At 61.2% G+C, this 18,156-nt stretch carries 21 protein-coding genes and 1 pseudogene; 15 read left to right on the plus strand and 7 right to left on the minus strand.

Going from position 1 to position 18,156, the window contains the following annotated elements:
- Together ampC and ACF8EA_RS12660 are read left to right on the plus strand one after the other, a co-directional pair.
- Positions 1–1,143, plus strand: coding sequence for a class C beta-lactamase (gene ampC, locus ACF8EA_RS12655; RefSeq protein ID WP_392522176.1), 1,143 nt, complete (start codon positions 1–3; stop codon positions 1,141–1,143).
- Between the two features lie 300 nt (positions 1,144–1,443).
- Positions 1,444–1,776: a hypothetical protein gene (locus tag ACF8EA_RS12660; RefSeq protein WP_003253895.1), complete on the plus strand. Its 333-nt coding sequence runs from the start codon at positions 1,444–1,446 to the stop codon at positions 1,774–1,776.
- A 46-nt stretch (positions 1,777–1,822) separates the two neighbouring features.
- Here ACF8EA_RS12660 and ACF8EA_RS12665 read toward each other — a convergent pair whose 3' ends face one another.
- The 4 genes from ACF8EA_RS12665 to ACF8EA_RS12680 all read right to left on the minus strand — a co-directional run bounded on the left by ACF8EA_RS12665 (position 1,823) and on the right by ACF8EA_RS12680 (position 3,879).
- Entirely contained in the window at positions 1,823–2,134 is a 312-nt protein-coding gene (locus tag ACF8EA_RS12665) for a hypothetical protein (RefSeq protein ID WP_021782366.1), read from the minus strand.
- 143 nt (positions 2,135–2,277) lie between these two features.
- On the minus strand, positions 2,278–2,466 hold the full coding sequence (locus tag ACF8EA_RS12670; RefSeq protein ID WP_021782365.1) for a hypothetical protein: 189 nt from the start codon (positions 2,464–2,466) through the stop codon (positions 2,278–2,280).
- Between the two features lie 138 nt (positions 2,467–2,604).
- Positions 2,605–2,925: a YbjQ family protein gene (locus ACF8EA_RS12675; protein ID WP_021782364.1), complete on the minus strand. Its 321-nt coding sequence runs from the start codon at positions 2,923–2,925 to the stop codon at positions 2,605–2,607.
- Between the two features lie 69 nt (positions 2,926–2,994).
- Positions 2,995–3,879, minus strand: coding sequence for an EamA family transporter (locus tag ACF8EA_RS12680; protein WP_003253899.1), 885 nt, complete (start codon positions 3,877–3,879; stop codon positions 2,995–2,997).
- 429 nt (positions 3,880–4,308) lie between these two features.
- On the opposite strand from ACF8EA_RS12680, the pseudogene ACF8EA_RS12685 reads away from it, so the two are divergent.
- Positions 4,309–4,431, plus strand: a pseudogene (locus tag ACF8EA_RS12685) (cupin domain-containing protein); the annotation flags it as partial.
- Positions 4,432–4,511: 80 nt separating this feature from the next.
- On the plus strand, positions 4,512–5,714 hold the full coding sequence (locus ACF8EA_RS12690; RefSeq protein WP_392522178.1) for an NAD(P)/FAD-dependent oxidoreductase: 1,203 nt from the start codon (positions 4,512–4,514) through the stop codon (positions 5,712–5,714).
- Between the two features lie 68 nt (positions 5,715–5,782).
- On the opposite strand, the gene ACF8EA_RS12695 is transcribed toward ACF8EA_RS12690, so the two are convergent.
- Positions 5,783–6,394, minus strand: coding sequence for an FMN-dependent NADH-azoreductase (locus ACF8EA_RS12695; RefSeq protein WP_392522180.1), 612 nt, complete (start codon positions 6,392–6,394; stop codon positions 5,783–5,785).
- Positions 6,395–6,527: 133 nt separating this feature from the next.
- On the opposite strand from ACF8EA_RS12695, the gene ACF8EA_RS12700 reads away from it, so the two are divergent.
- Positions 6,528–7,430, plus strand: coding sequence for a LysR substrate-binding domain-containing protein (locus tag ACF8EA_RS12700; protein ID WP_021782357.1), 903 nt, complete (start codon positions 6,528–6,530; stop codon positions 7,428–7,430).
- Positions 7,423–7,782, plus strand: a complete 360-nt coding sequence (locus ACF8EA_RS12705; RefSeq protein WP_392522181.1) for an MmcQ/YjbR family DNA-binding protein — start codon at positions 7,423–7,425, stop codon at positions 7,780–7,782. Before ACF8EA_RS12700 ends, ACF8EA_RS12705 begins: the two co-directional genes overlap by 8 nt.
- Before the next feature lie 58 nt (positions 7,783–7,840).
- Here ACF8EA_RS12705 and ACF8EA_RS12710 read toward each other — a convergent pair whose 3' ends face one another.
- Both ACF8EA_RS12710 and ACF8EA_RS12715 read right to left on the minus strand, forming a co-directional pair.
- On the minus strand, positions 7,841–8,254 hold the full coding sequence (locus ACF8EA_RS12710) for a DUF1294 domain-containing protein (RefSeq protein ID WP_252458526.1): 414 nt from the start codon (positions 8,252–8,254) through the stop codon (positions 7,841–7,843).
- On the minus strand, positions 8,247–9,077 hold the full coding sequence (locus ACF8EA_RS12715) for an undecaprenyl-diphosphate phosphatase (protein ID WP_392522183.1): 831 nt from the start codon (positions 9,075–9,077) through the stop codon (positions 8,247–8,249). Before ACF8EA_RS12715 ends, ACF8EA_RS12710 begins: the two co-directional genes overlap by 8 nt.
- Before the next feature lie 300 nt (positions 9,078–9,377).
- Between ACF8EA_RS12715 and mcpP the strand changes: the two genes are divergently transcribed.
- The 9 genes from mcpP to ACF8EA_RS12760 all read left to right on the plus strand — a co-directional run bounded on the left by mcpP (position 9,378) and on the right by ACF8EA_RS12760 (position 18,067).
- Positions 9,378–11,012: a methyl-accepting chemotaxis protein McpP gene (gene mcpP / locus ACF8EA_RS12720; RefSeq protein ID WP_021782353.1), complete on the plus strand. Its 1,635-nt coding sequence runs from the start codon at positions 9,378–9,380 to the stop codon at positions 11,010–11,012.
- A 245-nt stretch (positions 11,013–11,257) separates the two neighbouring features.
- Positions 11,258–11,824 (plus strand): nicotinamide riboside transporter PnuC, encoded by a 567-nt coding sequence (pnuC, locus tag ACF8EA_RS12725; RefSeq protein ID WP_021782352.1) that lies wholly within the window; start codon positions 11,258–11,260, stop codon positions 11,822–11,824.
- On the plus strand, positions 11,821–12,390 hold the full coding sequence (locus ACF8EA_RS12730) for an AAA family ATPase (RefSeq protein ID WP_392522185.1): 570 nt from the start codon (positions 11,821–11,823) through the stop codon (positions 12,388–12,390). The genes pnuC and ACF8EA_RS12730 overlap by 4 nt, the downstream gene beginning before the upstream one ends.
- Before the next feature lie 291 nt (positions 12,391–12,681).
- Entirely contained in the window at positions 12,682–13,119 is a 438-nt protein-coding gene (locus tag ACF8EA_RS12735; protein ID WP_021782350.1) for a hypothetical protein, read from the plus strand.
- A 1-nt stretch (position 13,120) separates the two neighbouring features.
- On the plus strand, positions 13,121–13,699 hold the full coding sequence (locus ACF8EA_RS12740) for an adhesin (protein WP_392522187.1): 579 nt from the start codon (positions 13,121–13,123) through the stop codon (positions 13,697–13,699).
- Between the two features lie 49 nt (positions 13,700–13,748).
- Complete coding sequence (locus ACF8EA_RS12745; protein WP_392522189.1) at positions 13,749–15,200, plus strand: heme utilization protein; 1,452 nt, start codon at positions 13,749–13,751, stop codon at positions 15,198–15,200.
- Between the two features lie 61 nt (positions 15,201–15,261).
- The gene (locus tag ACF8EA_RS12750; RefSeq protein WP_252458519.1) at positions 15,262–15,942 is read left to right on the plus strand and encodes a C39 family peptidase; all 681 of its coding nucleotides are present in this window, start codon (positions 15,262–15,264) and stop codon (positions 15,940–15,942) included.
- A gap of 45 nt (positions 15,943–15,987) precedes the next feature.
- The gene (locus tag ACF8EA_RS12755; RefSeq protein WP_021782346.1) at positions 15,988–16,740 is read left to right on the plus strand and encodes a hypothetical protein; all 753 of its coding nucleotides are present in this window, start codon (positions 15,988–15,990) and stop codon (positions 16,738–16,740) included.
- A 46-nt stretch (positions 16,741–16,786) separates the two neighbouring features.
- Positions 16,787–18,067 (plus strand): hypothetical protein, encoded by a 1,281-nt coding sequence (locus tag ACF8EA_RS12760; RefSeq protein WP_028697226.1) that lies wholly within the window; start codon positions 16,787–16,789, stop codon positions 18,065–18,067.
- Positions 18,068–18,156: the final 89 nt, after the last annotated feature.

An 18,156-nucleotide genomic window follows, 5' to 3' on the forward strand; every position in this document is an offset into this window, starting at 1 on the left:
ATGCTCCGCCCACATCTGGCTGCACTTGCAGCCGCCATCACCCTCGCTTTGGGCCATACCAGCGCCCAGGCTGACGACCAGTTACAGGCCAAGGTCGACCAGATCATCCGCCCGCTCATGCAGGAACAAGGCATCACCGGCATGGCTGTGGCCATCTATGCACGCGACCACGCGCATTACTTCAGCTACGGCGTGGCCAGCAAGGCCGACAACGTACCGGTGAGCCGCGATACGCTGTTCGAGATTGGTTCGCTGAGCAAGACCTACACTGCCACACTGGCCGCGCTTGCCAGCGCCGAGGGCAAGCTTGACCTCCAGGCCCCGGCCAAACGCTACCACCCGGCACTGGCCGGCGCCCCCATCGGCGACGCAACGGTGCTGGAACTGGGCGCCTATAGCGCCGACTGCCTGCCACTGCAGTTCCCCGAATCTGTGCAAACGCCGCAACAGGTAGTCAATTTCTTCCGCCACTGGCAACCTCGCGCCAAACCCGGCACCCAGCGCTGCTACTCGAACCCCAGCCTGGGTTTGTTCGGTGACCTGGCCGCCCGTGCGCAGCACCAACCGTTTTCCACGCTGATGAATGAGGGCCTGCTGACGAAGATGGGCCTGAAAAATACCTACCTTCAGGTTCCGGCCAGCGCCCAGGGCCTTTATGCCCAGGGGTATGACGCCGCCGACAAGCCGGTGCGCGTGGGTCCGGGCCCTTACGCCGACGAGGCCTACGGCATCAAAACCAGCGCCAGCGACCTGCTGCGCTATGTGCGCCTGCACATGCAGCCGCAGGGCCTGCCACCGGCCCTGGTGAAAGCCACCGCCATTACCCAGCAAGGCTATTTCCAGGTCGGCGCCATGACGCAAGGCCTGGGCTGGGAACGCTACCCCTACCCGGTCACGCTGCGCACACTGATCGATGGCAACAGCTCGCTGCTGATCCGTGAACCGCAGGCAACCACTCGCTTGCAGCCGGCCCTGCCCGCGCTACCGGCAGCCTGGTACAACAAGACTGGTTCCACCAATGGCTTCGGCGCGTACGCCGCGTTCGTGCCCGCAGAACAGCTGGCAGTCGTGTTGCTGGCCAATCGGAATTACCCCAACCAAGCGCGGGTGCAAGCCGCCTTCGACATCCTTTCCGGCTTGTGACGCGAGCTGTGATTGTCGGACAAAACGACAGAATGTAGTGATCAAAAAAAATCACTACAAAACGGTTGACGCCGTTCATCGCGCTTGGGCATGATGAAGCCGTCTCCCCGATCGGGAGCGGTGGCAAGGGTGTTCCAGACGGCCTGCGCGGTAACGCAGGCCGTCCGTGGAGAGGGAAACTGTCCAAAAGGCAGCGTGAGAAAGCCCCTGTTGCGATGCTGCTGTAGCAGCCTTGGTAGTGCGCTACACCGTGATAGCGCCAACTGTGAAAATCACCTATGAATGGGTAATGGGGGCTTTATGATGAACTTGAACAACAATCCGACTATCGACCAATTGGCCCAGCTGTTTGCCGTGCGCAAGGACAGCCTTGACGACCACCTGCTGTGGGTTAGCCAAACCGGTGAAGTGCGCCTCGACCGCCTGCCACCGAACACCGTCGAAGATGAATTTGAAGAGCACCTGCCCAGCATGCGTGCCCGCTTCAAGGTCTACCGTCGTGGCCAGGGCTACGTCGGCAAGAAAGCCGCCGCCGACACCGAATTCGTTGGCCGCGTGCTGCAGACCCTGCAACAAGAATGGCCCGCTGCCCGTGAGCAGCAGGCAGTCAAGGTGATCGAACCGCTAAATTGAGGGTTCGCACCCTTACCAGAGCCCGGCCCGCACAGGCCGGGCTTTTTCATGCCTGGCGCCGCTGCAAGCGGGTTTCCGGCAAAGGCAAGGCGCCCGTTGCCATCGCCCGGGCGCGGTCGACACCCCACACCAGCGCACGGGTCATGGTCTCGCCCGGCAGCGCAGGGTAATACTCTTCCAGCACCGCCCGCCCATCCCCGGCATACACCCCCAGAAACAACTGCGTCGCCCCCAGGCGCGACAAGCGCACCTGCACGTCCAGTGTGGTGCCGTCGCTGAGTGCTTCGTCGTGGCAGCGGCTGTGCAACTGTGCGTCGGCCCACTGCCAATAGGTTTCTTCCCTGACTCGCATGAGCATTCAATCCTCCGTCGCTGGAATGCCGCGCCAGAAGACCACAGGCCGAGCCATCCGGCGAGCGCTACCGGGCAATACCATGAGGCGGATCAACGAATGGCAATAAAAACCCCGCCGTTGGGCGGGGGGCGTGTGCAGGCGCGGGATCACTTCTTGATCGGTACCCGCGGCATGAAGCGGCCTTTTTTGCTGCGCTGCAAATGTGCAGGCTGGAGCTGTTCGGAATCATCCAGCGTCATGTGGGCGAAACCCAGGCGAAATGCCGCCTGGCCGCAACGCACCTGGCTGTTGATCGGGAACGCATCGTTCAGGTCTTCGAAAAAGGATTCGCTCATGCCCAGTGTCCCTCCAGTGGCGGTCGCGCCGGCAACCAGACAAGTTGCCCAGGAAACGCGGCCTGTGAGAGTGAGACTAGCTGGTCATTTGCGGACCGACCGGACAAGAACCTTGTAGCCGACCAATGGCAGAAGGCTTTACCTCAGGCGTACTGCCGTGCCGGTAGCAAATACCACGACCATGCCACCCTGTACCGACGGCATGCTGATCTCAAAGTCCACCCCCACTACCGCATCGGCTTGCAACTGTCGTGCCCGGGCCTTGAGTTCTTCCGTGGCCTGCTCCCGGGCCTCGCGCAACGCGCTTTCCAGGGTTTGCGAACGACCGCCGAAGAAGTCGCGAAACCGTGTAAAGAAATCGCGCACGAAGTTGATGCCCTGCACCGATTCGGAACTGACCACGCCCAGGTATTCGGCAATCGGGCGGCCTTCGAGCTGGCTGGTGGTGGAAATGATCATGGATGCGCTCCGTTGGCCTGACAAAAAGAGGCCGATTCTAACAGAGCGCAGATCAGCAGATTTAAGCGCCTACGCGTTGGCAGCCCGCAAGCGCTGACCGATGCGCGCACCGAATACATTCACCAGCAGGCCGGCCATCACCAGCAATGCGCCCCAGCCTTGCGTGGCGGTCAGGCGCTCTCCCAGCAGCAAAGCCGACGAACTCAGGCCAATCACCGGTACCAGCAGCGAGAACGGCGCCACCTTGCCTGCCGGGTGACGCGACAGCAACTTGCTCCACAGGCTGTAGCCGAGCATGGTGGCCACAAAGGCCAGATACGCCAGGGCCAGCACCGAACTCCAACTGATATTGGCCAAGGCATGGCCAATGCGCTCGGGGCCTTCCAGCCACCAGGACAGCGCCAGGAATGGCAGTGGCGGTATCAGCCCACCCCAGATTACCAATGCGACCAGGTCGACCGAGCCGAACCGCCGGGTAATGATGTTCCCCAGGCCCCACATTGCACCGCCACACAGGGTCAGCACCAACGCCAGCATGGGCACATGGCCGCCATCTTCGCTGCCGATCAGTGCCAGGCCGCCGGCCGCCACCAGCAGCCCCAGCACGCTGGCCAGGCGCAGCCGCTCACCGAGAAACAACGCAGCAAAACCGAGGGTGAAGAAAGCTTGCGACTGCAGGATCAAAGAAGCCAACCCTGGCGGCATGCCGCTGTACATGGCCTGAAACAGGAACGCGAACTGGCCCAGTGAAATGGTCGCACCGTAAGCGATCAGCCAGCGCCATGGCAGTTTGGGCCGCCTGACCAGCAAGATCGCCGGAAACGCCACCAGCAAGAAACGCAATGCCCCCAGCAGCATCGGCGGCAGCCCGTCGAGGCCAACCTTGATGACCACAAAGTTGACTCCCCAGGCGACAATCACCACCAGGGCGATAAGCAGGTCCTTGAGTGGCATTGCGACTTCCTTCTGCAGGCTTTTTAGACATATTTCGTTACAGCATAAAGGCATTCCATAAAAACGGACCAGCACAGTTGAAACCAATGGTTGCACTACAGTGACTGTTCCGCCCGCTGTCGGCTGATGCAGACTGCCTTCCTTCACCTGTTCGAGGCCTGCAGGTCCGCGGCAGACACTTGAAAAACCGCATCATGTCCACCGGGCGATACCTGCCTGCCCGCCAACAACCTGGTCGCCTACCAGCGCGACCGCGCTGCCGGCGGCATCAGCCTGATCGTTCACCGGGCGAATGGATCAGGCCCAGGAAGCCGGGCTGATCCTGGCTCGCGGCCAGGCTGATGCGTGCAGCATGACCCAGGCGCTGATCTGCGATCCGTCGATGCAGAACAAGACCGAACGCGGCTAGGTCGAAGACGTGCGCGCCTGCGGCATTTCCAACTGAGTGAAGGCGACAGCTTCAGCTTCTCGAGCCAGGAACCTCATCGCTACGGCAACCCCGGTGAAGTGGATGCCGTGGTGATCTGGGTGATCACGCCGCCAACATTCTGAAGCACTCCAGCAAGCACTGGTAACACCGTTGACCGGCAATACGGGCTACCTTGTCCACCGAACTTCTAAGGAGCACAACCATGAAGCAGATCCTGATCATTGGTGCGGGCTTTGCCGGCCTGTGGAGCGCGCTCAGCGCCATCCGCCAGCTTGACCTCAACGCCAGCAAGGACGTCGAGGTCACCTTGCTCGCGCCCCAGGCTGAACTGCATGTGCGTCCGCGCTTCTACGAGCCAGACGTGCATACCAAGGCCGCACCACTGCTGGCGCTGTTCGATGCGGTCAATGTCCGCTTCGTGCCGGGCACGGCATACCACATTGATGAAGCGGCCCGCCGCGTGGGCTATCGCACCCGCAGTGGCACTCGGTGCGCCCTGCCCTACGACCGCCTGATCATGGCCTGCGGCAGTGTGCTCGATCGCCCTGACATGGTTGGCATCGAGCATGTCTTCGATGTCGACAAGCTCGACAGTGCCGCACGCCTGGAAAACCACCTGAAGTCGCTGGCCAGCCTGCCGAACACGCCGGCACGCAATACCGTGGTGGTAGCCGGGGGCGGTTTTACCGGCATCGAAACGGCCACCGAACTGCCGGCCCGCTTGCGCGCGATACTGGGCGAAGACGCCGCGTTGCGCGTAGTGGTAATCGACCGCGGCGCCAGGATTGGCGCAGCCCTGGGTGACGGCATCCGCCCAGCCATCGAGCAGGCGTGCGAGGCCCTGGGCGTGGAGTGGGTTTGCGGTGCCACGGTGGTTTCGGTAGACCCTGCCGGTGTACAGCTGGACAACGGCCAGCGTATCGACGCCAGCACGGTGGTCTGGACTGTTGGCTTCAAGGCCAACCCGCTCACCGAACAGATCAGCGGCGAGCGCGACAATCGCGGCCGTTTGCATGTCGATGGCAACCTGAAGGTCAAGGGCAATGAGGCCGTGTATGCAGCTGGAGACGTGGCTTACGCCACCTGTGACGCGCTTGGCAATCATGCCGTAATGTCGTGCCAGCATGCTATTCCGCTGGGGCGCCATGCGGGCAACAATGCCGCTGCCGAGTTGCTGGGCGTGGCACCAATGGCTTATAGCCAGCCCAAGTACGTGACGTGCCTGGACCTGGGGGCCTGGGGCGCGGTGTACACCGAAGGATGGGACCGTGAGGTTTCGCCACCGGAGGACAAGACCGAAGCCAAGGCGCTGAAGCGCCAGATCAATTCAGTGTGGATTTATCCGCCAGCGGCTGACCGGGCAGCGGCCCTGGCGGCAGCTGATCCGCTTATCCCGGTGGCCTGAACGCTTCTACAGGTTGGAGTGGCCTTGTGCTTCGACAAGGCCACGCCTGCAACCAACCGCTCCCTTGATCAGGCAGCAGCAAACAGCTCGTTGGCGATCTGCGCCTGTGCAGCATCGATCGCCTGGCTGCGCTGCTCCGGGCCATAGGCCAGGCCGTGGGCGCGGACAATTTCCAGGTCGGTAATCCCAATGAAGCCCAGGAACACTTTCAGGAAATCTTCATGCCCGGCGCCGGTCGGCTGGCCAGCGTGCAGGCCACCCGCGGTGGAAACCAGCACCACTTTCTTGTTGCCGCACAGGCCTTCCGGGCCTGCTTCAGTGTAACGGAATGTCTTGCCGGCGACGGCCACACGGTCAATCCAGGCTTTTAGCTGGGTCGGCACGGTGAAGTTGTACATTGGCGCGCCAATTACCACGGCATCGGCAGCCAGGAACTCTTCGAGCGTCTCTGCGCTGAGCTTGGCTTCGAAAGCCTGGGCCGCGTCGCGTACGTCTTCAGGGGTGCCTGCAGCCAACAGGGTGGCGGCGGAGAAGTGGGCAATGGCATCGGCAGCCAGGTCGCGGTAAATCACTTCAACGCTCGGGTCTGCAGCCTTCCAGGCTTCGACCACTTCACGGCTCAACTGGCGCGAGGCGGAATTGTCGCCCAGGATGCTCGAATCGATGTGCAACAGTTTCATGGGACTCTCCTGTGATTGAAGACCGCATCTGTGGGCGATCACGATGGGGTAGATCCTACCGAAGTGACCAATAGCTGATAAGTAAGCGAAAATGCGTTAGTTTGTCCCACAGATGGAACAGTGAGACATTCCCATGCAAGACCTCAACGACCTCTTCTATTTCGCGCGCGTCGTCGAAGCCGGCGGATTCGCCGCCGCCGGGCGCCAGCTGGGTATCCCCAAGTCGCGCCTGTCGCGGCGTATCGCCGAGCTTGAAGAGCGCCTGGGCACACGTCTGTTGCAGCGCACCACACGGCAACTCAAGCTCACCGCAGTAGGTGAACGTTACTTGCATCATTGTCAGGCCATGCTGCTGGAGGCCGAAGCCGCCGACGAAACCGTGGCCAGCATGAGCAGTGAGCCGCGCGGGCGTTTACGGGTTTCCTGCCCGGTGGCACTGGCACACGCCTTCCTGCCGGATGTGATCAGCCGCTTTCTCGAGCAGTACCCGCTGGTGCAACTGGACATGGTATTGCTCAACCGCCGGGTCGACCTGATTTCCGAAGGCATTGACGTAGCGTTGCGCGTACGCGACCTGGGCGACGAAGACCCGGCCCTGGTTACCCGCCGCCTGCGCCAGGCACAGATGCAACTGGTGGCCGCGCCCGGCTTTGCCGACCACATTCGCGAACCGGGCGAGTTGGCATCATTGCCAGTGCTGGGCGCAGCCGAAGCAGACCGACTGGTACACTTTCGCCTGATCGGCCCCCATGGCAAGCAGCAGGAAATAGCGCTGGAGCCGCGCTTGGCGATCGATGATTTCGTAGTACGTAACGCAGCTGTACGTGCCGGTCTGGGGTTCACTGCGCTGCCCAGCATGTTTTGTGAAGAGGAACTGGAACGCGGCGAACTGGTGCGCTTGCTGCCAGACTGGTCGCTGCCGGGTGGCTACCTGCAGGCGGTTTACCCACACCGGCGTGGCCTTCTGCCTGCGGTCCGGGTGTGGATCGATCACCTGGCGGCGTCATTCGAGGCTTGTGGAGAGCGGTATGTCTGAACGGAAGATGAGCGAAGCCCAGGTGGCGGCATTTTGCCTGAGCCTGCCGGGTGCGCGGGAAGACTACAAATGGGGCGGCATCCGAGTGTTTTCGGTGGCAGAAAACAAGATGTTCGCGGTGCTCGACCTGGCGGGTGCCGGGTTGTCATTCAAGGTGACCGACGAGCTGTTTCTGGGTTATTGCGATCGCCCCGGGATACGGCCAGCACCCTACCTGGCGCGGGCGCGATGGGTCAGCATGGCGCCGCCCTACCCCATGGGGCGTGATGAACTGTGTGACCTGTTGCAGCGCTCGCACCAGTTGGTAGTGCGTCGGTTGCCCAAGCGCTTGCAGGTGGGGTTGGTCATGTGATCTGGCTGTGCCGGCCCTTTCGCGGCTTTACCCACGAAGAGGCCGGTACAATTGCACATCAACCAAAGGGCAGATAACGCCCCTCAAGAAACAGCCAGTCTGCCCAGAACACCTGGTGCACCAGCACAATCCCCCAGCACACCAACTGGAACGAGACCTTGCGGGTCTTGTGCCGAAACAGTTGCTGCGCCAATAACGCCCCCGGCCAACCACCGAGCAGCTCACTGGCATGCAGCACTTTCTCGGGTGTACGCCAGGCCTGCGTACGTGCCTGCTGCTTGTCCTGCCAATACAGCAACAGGCTGATCAGGCTCATGGCCGGGTACAACGCCAACGGCCACCAGGTCTGATCGTTCCAGGCCATGCGCGCCGCCCCCAAACCGGGCAACAGGCATAGCACGCCCAACAGCAGCAGCTTCAGGCGCACATTGCGCACGCCTTCAGCCCGTTGCCCGCGCATTGCCTCAGCCATGAGCTGTGGACCAGTCAACCCAACCAAACTGCCAGGTCGCCAGAATGAGCAAGCCGAACACAATGCGATACCAGGCAAATGCCGCGTAGCTATGGTTGGCAATGAACTTGAGCAACGCCCGTACGGCGATCATGGCGAAGATGAACGAGGTCACGAAGCCGATCGCAAACACCGGCAGATCGCCGGGCTGGAACAGGTCGCGGTACTTGTAGCCCGAATACACCGCCGCACCGACCATGGTCGGCATTGCCAGGAAGAACGAGAACTCGGTCGCTGCCTTGCGCGACAGGCCGAACAGCAGGCCACCGATGATGGTCGAACCGGAGCGCGACGTGCCCGGGATCATCGCCAGGCACTGGACGAAGCCGATTTTCAGCGCATGGCTCCAGCGCATGTCGTCCACATGGTCTACCTGCACGCGGTGCTCACGGCGCTCGGCCCAGAGCATGATGACGCCACCCACCACCAGTGCCGCCGCCACGGTGACGGGGTTGAACAGGTATTCGTGAATAAGGTCAGCAAAAAGCACCCCCAGTATCACCGCCGGCATAAACGCCAACAGCAGGTTGCCCGTGAAGCGGCGGGCCTTGGGCTGGCGGGTCAGGCCGAAGACCACTTCGAAAATCTTGCTGCGAAACTCCCACACCACCGCCAGGATCGCCGCCAACTGAATGATGATGTTGAAAGCCATGGCCCGTTCGCCGCCGAAACCGATCAGGTCGGCGACGATAATCTGATGGCCCGTACTGGAGATCGGCAGAAACTCCGTCAGCCCTTCGACCACGCCCAAGATGATTGCCTGGAAGGCAGTCCAAAAATCCATCATTCCCCCGGATGAAGCGCTGCTTGTTGCAGGCCCCTTGTTCTTGATTTGCTTGAGATTGCCGTACATGGCCCGGCTGTTTTACAGCGACTGTTGGGCGCAACGCCAGTGGAAAAGTTCACGCCTGTTAAAGGTTTCATCTTGCGCGGCCGAAATCCTGACAGAGCCCCTTTGCAATCGCTTTACGCGATCTGCGGCAGACTATCACCAACATAGCACTTAGCCATTAGTCGGGTGGGGGCCCGCTGCAAAGCATGCTTCGATGCACCTCAATAAAAAGAACAATGCGGGAGCTGATGGATGAACACTCTGAGATCGATGTCAATCAGTCGGCGCCTGTGGCTGATCCTTGTAGTAGCGGTAGCCATGCTGGTGGTACTGGGCCTGCTGATGCTGCGGCAGATCCATGGTGATCTGTACCAGGCCAAGGCGGAGAAAACCCGCCATGTGGTGCAGACCGCCGCAGGTGTGTTGGCCTATTACCAAGGCCTGGAAGCTGCCGGCACGCTCAGCCGCGAAGCCGCCCAGCAACAGGCACTGCAGGTCGTGCGCGCGCTGCGCTACGACCATGACGACTATTTCTGGATCAACGACCTGGGGCCGAAGATGATCATGCATCCGGCCAACCCCAAGCTCGACGGCCAGGACCTTTCAGCTATCCGTGACCCCGATGGTTTCGCCGTGTTCAACGAAATGGTCGCCCTCGCCCGTCAGCAGGACGCCGGCCCCGTCAACTATCGCTGGCCCAAGCCCGGCGCCAGTGAGCCGGTAGCCAAGACTTCCTACATTCAGCTGTTCAAGCCGTGGGGCTGGATCATCGGTTCGGGCGTGTATGTGGATGATGTGCAGGCCGAATTTGCTCGCCAGTTGCGCGACGCTTCGCTGGTCGGCGTCGGCATTGCCCTGCTGATGGCGCTGGTGGTCATGCTGATTGCCCGCAGCATCGCCCGCCCGCTGCAGGAAGCGGTGCAGGCCATGGGCAACATCGCCAGCGGCGAAAGCGACCTGACCCGGCGCCTGGACACCCATGGCAGCGACGAAATCACCCACCTGGGCGAGCACTTCAACCGTTTCAACGGAAAACTCCAAGGCGTAGTCGGCCAACTGCAAGGCGCGGCCCACGCGCTGGCCCAGTCCGCCGGGCACGTCGGTGACAATGCGGGTGCCGCACAACAGCGCAGTGCCCAGCAATCGCTACAGATGGACCAGGTGGCCACTGCAGTCAATGAGGTGACCTACGCCGTGCAGGACGTGGCCAAGACCGCTGAACAGGCCGCCGGAGAGATGCGCACGGCACAACAGCAGGTGACCCACGGCCAGCAGGCCATCCACGGCAGCCTGGCGCAGATCGACCGCCTGTCGCTGACCATCGATCAGGCCGTACAGGTGATTCGCGACCTGGCCGGGCACAGCACACGCATTGGCGGCGTGCTGGACGTGATTCGTTCCATTGCCGAACAGACCAACCTGCTGGCGCTGAATGCTGCCATCGAGGCGGCGCGGGCCGGCGAGCAAGGCCGAGGCTTTGCCGTAGTCGCCGACGAAGTGCGACTGCTGGCCCAGCGTACAGCCCAATCGACGGCCGAGATTCATACCATGATCGAGCACCTGCAGAGCCAGTCGGACGCTGCGGTCAAGGCCATCGATACCAGCAGCGAGGCATCGCGCCAGACCGTCGAACAGGCACGCGAGGCCGGCGCCAGCCTGGACGCCATCAACCAGGTACTCAACAACCTCACCGCATTGAATGCCTCCATCGCCAGCGCCACCTTGCAGCAGTCGCATGTGGTCGAAGAGATCAACCGCAATGTACTGGATACCGCCGGGTTGTCGCAGCAGACCGCCGATGCGGCGCGTCAGTCCAGCGATGCCGGGGTGGCGCTGGGGCAGTTGAGCGTGGAACTGGAGCAGTTGTTGCGCCAGTTCCGGGTCTGAGAACAAGCCCTTGTTGGGAGCGGGCATGCCTGCTCCTGCAGGTATCGAGTGACCTTGAGGCCTGCGCTGCGCCTGTGGGAGCGGGCATGCCCGCGAAGGAAGCAACGCGGTGGGCGGCACCGGCGCTGCCGGTGTTCGCGGGTGAACCCGCTCCTACCAGGGGGCATCCCGCCGCTGCGCCCTACACCTTCCGCGGCCGACCCGCTACAATCGCGCCCCTCCCCCGTAGCCTCCAAGGATCGCCGATGTCCGGCCTTGAACTCATTGCCGCCGTCCTCGGCGTAACCGCTGTCTGGCTCACGGTCAAACAGAACGCCTGGTGCTGGCCTATCGGCCTGGTCATGGTGCTGATCTATGGTTGGCTGTTCTACGAGGTAAAGCTGTATTCGGGCATGTTGCTGCAAGTGGCCTACGCCATCCTGCAACTGTACGGCTGGTGGCAGTGGAAACGCCCCGACCACGCTGAAGACGCCCGCCAGGTCTCCCGCCTGCAACGCCCGGCATTGTTCACCGGCCTGACCGCCGGGGTGCTGCTGAGCGCCGCCCTGGGCGCAGCCATGGCCAACTGGACCGATGCCGCCCTGCCCTGGCTGGACGCCACCCTGACCGGCTTCAGCCTGGTGGCGCAACTGTGGATGGCACAGAAACGCCTGCAGTGCTGGCCACTGTGGGTCGTGGTCGACATCATCTATGTGGGCCAATACCTGCATCAGCAGCTGTATTTCACCGCAGGCTTCTTTGCCGTGCTCACCTTGATTGCTGTACGCGGCTGGCTGGAATGGCGCCGCGACCCGGCGCTGGTACAGCCATGAGTACGCAACAAGCCATGAAAGTGCTGGTACTGTGCGGCCCGGAATCCAGTGGCAAAAGCTGGCTTAGCGGGGTGATCCAGGCACATTTTGGTGGCGTGGTGGTGGGCGAGTACGTGCGCCACTTCATCGACCAGCAATGCCGTGACACCTGCTATGCCGATATTCCCGCCATCGCCCGCGGGCAATTGGCATGGGAGGACCGTGCGCGCGAGCAGGCGCCACCGCTGCTAATTCTCGACACCCACCTGCTGAGCAACATGCTTTGGAGCCGCGCGCTGTTCGACGACTGCCCAACCTGGCTGGAAGAAGCCCTGCTGGCACGGCGTTATGACCTGCACCTGTTGCTCAGCCCGCAAGGGGTGGACTGGATTGCCGATGGCCAGCGTTGCCAACCCGACCTCAGCGATCGTCAACGCTTTTTCGACGACAGCCTGGCCTGGCTGAAGCGGCATAACCAGCCGCGCCAAATCCTTAATGGCAATTGGCCGCAGCGCCAATTGCTGGCCTTGCAAGCAGTTGCTACGCTGCTTGATGGCAATGCGCCAGCCTTCCCGACCGAGTGTTAAACCACTGATACATACCGCTGGGGCAAACCCCCCGAAACTGCGGGGTTCCCCCCCCGCCCAGGGCCAGTGTCAAGCGCGTGAAACACACTTGCAAAAACCCTTCCAATCAAGGCTGCTGCTGCCTTTGCCGGCAACGCTCAAGGCAGGCTGTTTCACTAATGAGACATGCAAGCGCCGTATTTTGTCAGCCTCTTGCCCTAACTATCTGACCTGAAAAGGATTCTAAAAAGCGGCACACCTTCTGCTCTGTCGTTCGCATTGCTGACCAGGGCCAAAGAAGGAGTTGCCGCCGTGAGGAAAAGTGACAAACGCCTCTATCACCTATTACTGGTGGGTTGTGTACTGGGGTCACTAAGCCTGACGGCTCAGGCGGACAAGGGGATCATCATCATCAAGCGCGATGTGCAGGTGCGCAACGCAACCATTCCCCCCCTGATCCCAGACCCAAGCCCTACCACCGTCAATGCCAACCCGTCGGCCTACGTGCTCAAGCAAACCAGCGAGCTGAGTGATGGCGACTTCGCCAGCGTCAGCAGTGGCGCAGGCATCAGCAACATGATCACCCAGCAGACCAACAACCTGGGTGGCAACCTCGGCAACCAGAACCAGCTTCCCAACTTGGCGGGCGGACGCGGTACGGGGTCGGGTAACGGAATCTCGAACATGGTCAACTCAAGCGTGCAGCGTGGCCTCGCGCCGCTGCAGATTCTGACCGGCGGGGGCAAGTGAGATGAAGCGCACATTGCTGATGCTGGCCGCCCTTTTCACTGCACCGGCCTTCGCGCAATCCCTGGTTCCTGTCATCAATAACGCCGATATCGACAGCTCCGGCAGCCGCTATCAGGGCAACCTCTCTGTCAACCAGGCCGCTGGCGACAAACAGCAGCAGGTCAATGCGCGTGCCATCGCCGTCGGCCCCGAAGCCCATGCAAGTACCCAGATCCGGCAACGGCTCAACACGCCCGCCGACCCCGCGATGGACGCCCGCTCGACCATCCAGGGCAACGCCTTCAGCAACGGCAGCGGCGCCCTGGGGATCAACCAGAGCGCAGGCGCCAACACCCAGCAAGCCAACGCACTGAACATCAGCATTGGTGCACAGCCGCAAAGCATCGACGACAGCGTCCTCATGCAACAGAACGTGGCGCTGATCAACAACTCCGGAGCAACTGACATTCCAGCAGGCTATCGCCAGGTCACCACCAGTGACCAGGCCTTCACCGGTAGCCGGGGGGTGATCCAGTTGAACCAGAGTGCCGGGGTGGGAAACCGAATGGCCAACACCTTGAGCATCCGGGTCGCGGATTGACCCTGCAGTTAAGAACGACACTTAACCTAATAGCGTACGGAGAATCACCATGAAACCCTCGATGGCAATCAAGCCTCTGGTTTTCGCAATTGCTGCGGTCATGGCTGTTGCTGTACAAGCTGGGCAAAATGATCGGCGTAATGACCACCATAACGGCCACCATAACAATGGTCATCACACGCCTCCACCCACCAAGATCCCTGTGTATGCAACAGCCAATGCCTGGGATACCCAAACCAGCACGCGTAACCAAATCACCAACCAAGGCACCATCAACGATGCCGAGATGAGTGACTCTGGCACCGGCTCCAGCGGCAACGTTGGCATAAACGTGGCGGCCGGTAACGGCAACCAGCAAGATAACGCCGCCGCCATTGCCAACGCAGGCTCCGACTCGAGCCTGGACAACAGCTTCGTGTTCGGCATGGCCAGTGCCACGGCTGACGTTGTGCAAACCAGCAGAAACAACCGGGTCGACAACTATTCGACCCAGTCTTCGGCTGTGATGAGCGGTTCAGCCAGCGGGGCTGAGGGCAACATTGGCATCAACATTGCCGGTGGCGACCTCAACCAGCAGAAAAACACCATGGCCATCGCCAACACCGGCGCCCCGTTGGGTAACGCCACCGCCACCGCTTCGGCCAATCAGGACGGCCCAGGCCTGATTGTAAACAACAGCGCTGACCGCACCTACCGTGTGGATACGATTACCATCACCAAGTCGGCCAGCGGTTCAAGCTCGCGTGATGGCTCGTTCAACTCGTCCGACGACCGCAGCTCGTCCTCGAGCTTCAGCCTTGCCGGTGCGCATAGCGCCAGCTCCAGCGGCTCCAGTGGCTGGAACTCCAGCGGCTCGCAATCCAGCAACGCCAGCGGCTCCCACAACTCGAGCGCAAGTGGCTCGAGCGGCTGGGGTGCCAGTGGCTCTGCCAGCGGCAGCCACAGCGCGTCGAGCAGCGCCAGCCTGTCAGCTTCGCTGGACGCTGCAGCCAACGCCACGAGTACCCATACCACCGACTATGGCCGTTACGAGCGCAGCCACACCAACTCCTTCGATGGTTCGCTGAGTGCGTCGCTGGATGCATCGGTCGACAAGTCGCACGAAAGTGCATACGACTCGTCGTTCGAGAAAGCATTCGACTCCAACTACGACAAGTCGCATCAATCGGCGTATGACAAGTCGAAAGACTCTTCGTACTCCAAGTCTCACGACTCTTCGTACGAGAATGCTTCAGCGTCCGATTTCTCGAAGTCTGGCGAGCAATCGAAACAATCCTCGAACGACGTTTCGAAGAGCTACAGCGAAAGCAGCGCTTACGACTTGAGCAATACTGTGTCCTTCCAAGTGCTGACCCCGACCGGCTGGGCCAACCCAGTTACCAACACTGCGACCCTTAGCGGTTCGGTGAATGGTGGCAGCGGTAACCTGGGCGTGAACGTAGCAGCCGGTGTGGGCAACCAGCAAAGCAACTCGCTGGCCATCTCCAACACCTCGTTCTGACCGCTGTGCTTGAGGCCCCCTTCGGGGGGCCTTTCTTCAACACACCGTAAGGCACCCGATCATGCGTATTTTCGCCTTGGCGTTTTTGCTGTGCCTGGCCAGCGTGAGCGAAGCTGCACAAATGCCCCTGTCCGTCCTGCCGGGCGGCGCCGTGGTGTTCAAACCGATCCAGAGCTTGCGTGAACGCAAGTTCGCTGACCTGGTGCAACAAAAGACCGACTTCAGCTGCGGCGCCGCCGCGCTGGCAACCATCCTGCGCCAGGCCTACTGGCTGGATGTGGACGAACATCAGATCATCGAAGGCATGTTGGCCCACGCCGACCAGGACCTTGTGCGCACGCAAGGCTTCTCGATGCTCGACATGAAGCACTACGTCGAAAGCCTGGGGATGCGTGCCCGCGGTTACCGGGTGGCGCCCGAAACCCTGCAAAGCGTGCGCATTCCCGTCGTGGTGCTAATGGATGTGCGCGGCTACAAGCACTTCGTGGTCATGCAGAAAGTCGACAAAGGCTGGGTGTACATCGGTGATCCGGTGCTGGGCCACAAACGATACAAGGTCGACGATTTCCTCAAGGGCTGGAACGGCATCATCTTCGCGGTGATCGGCCAGGGTTACGACAAGAACAACATCCTGCTCGACCCGCCCCTGCCACTGACCGCCAAGGGCCGGGTGAACAACTTCACCCCCGTGCAGGACTCAGAGTTGCTGGACTTCGGCTTCATCAGAAGCGACTTCTTCTAACGACTGTTCTAATGACAAGGAGCATGATGCTCCAGGGAGCATTTCATGAAGACTTCATTGTGGTTGGCCATGGCCTGTCTGGCAGCCAGCCTGCCCAGTCACGCAGAGGCATTCAAACCCATCGAACTGAAGGACCAGGAGCTGGCGAACCTGCGGGGCCGCTATGTGATGCCCGGACGAATCGTGAGCTTCGGTATCATCATGTCCAGCACCTGGCAAAATGCCAAAGGGGATGTGATCGGGGCAACGTCCACGCTGCAGGTTCAGCAATCGACCATCAAGCCCCAGTTCTATGTATCGATGATTGATAAAAAAGGCGCAGGTACGGCACCGAACAGCGCTTCTGCTGCCGGGACTGGCGTGGTAACGGGCGGCAACGGCCTGACCACCACCGAAGGTGTGACCCAGGTGGTGCGTGCAGCCGGTGACAACAACGCCGCTTACAACAACGTCGATATCAACGTGACCAAAGCCAACCACGCCCCCGCCGTACAACAGCACGGCCAGGTACTGGCCGCCGGCCAGACTCTGGTCGGGGAGAATGGCGCCGGCGCACTCAGTGTGTCTTCCAGCGGTGTGGGCGTGCAGCTCAACATCAATGCCAGCAACAACCAGGGCAGCAGCGTGCAACGCCTGGCCCAGGGTGGCTTGCTGCAGAACTCGACGCTACTCGGCAACGGTAACCTGGTCAACAACGTCACCAGCCTGAACGTTGTCATGCGTGAGAGCGTGCCTACAGCGGCTTCGCTCAGCGGTAGCCTCGACCAGCTCAAAGGTCTTCGCACCTTCGGATACTGATCTACGCTCAGTCTCATCGAAAGTAGTTGGAAGGGACGGCAACTCCATGTACCGATCTTTTACGCTCAGAGCTTTTGTGTGCTTGACTGCCTTGGCCCCAGCCACAGCACTTTACGCAGCCGCCGACCCACAGGTCGAAGCGCTGAAACAGGAACTGATTGAACTCAAACGCCGCTATGAGGCACAACAACAGGCACTGATGGTGCTGGAGCAACGTGTGCGCCAGGTCGAGGAGACCCCTGCTGCAGCGCCGCCCAGACGCCTGGTCAGGTCTCCCGCCGAGGGGGTAAAAGGTGCGCAAACCGTCGCTTCCGGGGCTCCGGGCACTACAGGTAGCTCCTACGGCCAGGCGCTGACGGCCGACTCCCAGCCGGCGCAAAGCGTTACCAACCTGTATGACGAAGCCAGCGGATTCTTTGGCGGGGGCAAGTTCAGCTTCGAAACCGGCCTCACCTATACCCATTACGATACCCGTGCGCTGACCCTCAATGGCTTCCTGGCACTGGACTCGATCTTCCTCGGCAGCATCAACCTCGACCGGATCAAGGCTGACAACTGGACCCTGGACATGACCGCGCGCTATAACCTGGCGCAGCGCTGGCAGTTCGATATCAACGTCCCCGTGGTCTACCGCGAGTCCACCTATTCGTCTGGCGGTGCAGGGGGGGCCGGGGCAACCACTTCCGATGCCACCGTGACCCGCGACCCGGAAATCGGCGATATCAACGTCGGAGTGGCCTATAAATTCCTCGACGAGGACGAAACCTGGCCGGACGCTGTGGCTACCCTGCGAGTAAAGGCACCGACCGGCAAGGACCCCTATGGCATCAAACTGCGCGAAGTGGACGGCAACAACAACCTCGCGGTACCGGAAAGCCTACCGACGGGCAACGGTGTATGGTCGATCACACCGGGCATCTCACTGGTCAAGACCTTCGACCCGGCTGTGCTGTTCGGCAGCCTGTCCTACACCTACAACATGCAAGACTCGTTCAGCGACATCAGTCCGCAGGTGAACAGCAAGGTGCCGGGTGACGTCAAGCTTGGCGACTCGTGGCAGATCGGCGGCGGCATCGCCTTTGCCCTGAACGAAAAGATGAGCATGTCGTTCTCGGTGTCCGACCAGTTCGCCCGCAAGAGCAAGATCAAACCTGATGGCGGCGACTGGCAATCGATTTCCAACAGTGACTACAACGCCGCCAACTTCAACATTGGCATGACCTTCGCCGCCACCAACAACCTGACCATCGTACCCAACCTGTCCATTGGTCTGACCGATGATGCACCTGACTTTTCCTTCAGCCTGAAATTCCCTTATTACTTCTGATAGTTGCCATCGGCCGGGGCTGTGCGAACAACCCCGGCTTTGGTTACCAACCTTGTAACCGACCGCCTTCCCTGCCCTGGCCTGTTATC

This window comes from Pseudomonas sp. YQ_5, from assembly GCF_043103305.1.
Lineage (GTDB): Bacteria > Pseudomonadota > Gammaproteobacteria > Pseudomonadales > Pseudomonadaceae > Aquipseudomonas > Aquipseudomonas putida_Y.